The sequence below is a fragment of the uncultured Aquimarina sp. genome (genome assembly GCF_947492115.1).
In the GTDB taxonomy this organism is placed as follows: domain Bacteria; phylum Bacteroidota; class Bacteroidia; order Flavobacteriales; family Flavobacteriaceae; genus Aquimarina.
Genome location: NZ_CANLMM010000035.1, coordinates 1 through 1576, shown reverse-complemented (window position 1 = coordinate 1576; position 1576 = coordinate 1). Strand labels below are relative to the sequence as shown.

Annotated in this window: 2 protein-coding genes; both read left to right on the top strand. The window is 31.5% G+C overall.

What is annotated here, in order from left to right; all coding sequences use genetic code 11:
• Window positions 1-105: 105 nt before the first annotated feature.
• A complete protein-coding gene (locus Q1A73_RS24400; RefSeq protein ID WP_299611432.1) occupies window positions 106-633 on the top strand; it encodes a hypothetical protein in 528 nt (175 codons plus the stop codon).
• A gap of 169 nt (window positions 634-802) precedes the next feature.
• On the top strand, window positions 803-1333 hold the full coding sequence (locus Q1A73_RS24395) for a hypothetical protein (RefSeq protein ID WP_299611429.1): 531 nt from the start codon (window positions 803-805) through the stop codon (window positions 1331-1333).
• Window positions 1334-1576: the final 243 nt, after the last annotated feature.

The window sequence follows — 1576 nt, the reverse complement described above, 5'->3', positions numbered from 1 at the left end:
TTAGCAACTAATGCGCAGAAAAACCGAAAAGCAAGGTAACAATTTGCCCTACTACGGCACATATATTAAACGTTGTGCAACATTTGAATAAACCACTTAAGATTTATGTTTACGCCACTAATTAGAGTTATTCTAATCATTGCCTGTTTTGTGATGGCAATTCTATTTTATTTAAGAGAAGACTATATCAATACTGGTCTGACGATATTAGCAGCTGGACTTTTCGGATATGGATATTTTAGATACGGAACCGTTTATGCTGCATTTCAACAACTCAAAAAAGAAAACACTAACAAAGCTGAAAAATTGATTTCTAAAGTGAGAAATCCCAATAATTTGTCTAAACAGCAAAAAAGTTACTACCATTTCACAACTGGAATAATTGCATCTGAGAAAAATGAATTCGACGTAGCAAAATCTGAATTGACCAAAGCTCTTGAAATTGGACTTAGAACAAAAAATGACACTTCAATTGTATTGTTGAATTTGGCAAATATTGAATATGAACGGAAGGAATTATCCTCAGCAAAAGAATATTTGAATAAACTAAAGGATTACGAATTAAAACCATTAGTGAAATCCGAAATGGATAAACTGACTGAAAAAATAAACGTTGCACAACATGATATATGATGTCATAGCAGCAAAGTGATCAATCGAATGGTTGTTGTATTTTTGGTAAGGCGCAATGCTTGCAGAAAGTTAAATTTAGCAATCAATGCGCAGTTTTTGTCGAAAATAGGGTAACATTTTGCTCTGCTACTACACATATATTAAACGTTGTGGTTAATTAAAATAGATTATGGGAACAAGTATTGACTGTATAATCCCAAAGGAAAAAGATTATTCGGTTGAGGAAATAAAACATAAACTGAAAACAGTTTTCGAAAGATTAAAACCCGAATATTTGCATTTGGAAAAACACGGGACATTTACTAAAAATGTAGATGGAAATTGGTTGATTAAACACATCCCTTCTGAAAATGGAGAACCCGAGTATATAATGGGAGAAGGTGATAGTTTTAGTATTGATATTTATAAAAAAGTAATTTGTATTGGGAGTATCGAAAGGTTTTCAAGTTTATATTTTGAAGAGAGAAACATCTCAAAAGAACTCTTTAAAATACTGACAGAATTATCAAATGAATTTAGGATGTCTGACAAGATATTAATTGGTGCTGGTGGATTTGGAGAAACTGATCATATAATGGATATGGCATATTATGAAGATGCGGATTTTGATCAAGTTTGTAAAAAAATGACTGAATTGAACGGAATTCCAGCTAATAACCTATCTGAATTGACTGAAAAGTCTTGGTTTCTGAAAAAATAAAACTAACCACAACAACATATATGTGATCATAGCAGCAAAGTGATCAATCCAATGGTTATTGTATATTTATGAAGACGCAATGCTTGCAGAATGGAAAAGTGAGCAATCACTGCGCAAGAAAAATCGAAAAACAGGGTAACATTTGCCCTGCTACAACACATATATAAAACGTTAGCATTAATTACAAAAAAGAAATGAAAAAAATTCTATTCGGAATATTTACTGCAATAATTTGTTCATTAT

Excerpts from the sequence above, each read along its gene's own strand:
- Q1A73_RS24400 (WP_299611432.1), top strand. The coding sequence starts at position 106 with ATGTTTACGCCACTAATTAGAGTTATTCTAATCATTGCCTGTTTTGTG.
- Q1A73_RS24395 (WP_299611429.1), top strand. The coding sequence starts at position 803 with ATGGGAACAAGTATTGACTGTATAATCCCAAAGGAAAAAGATTATTCG.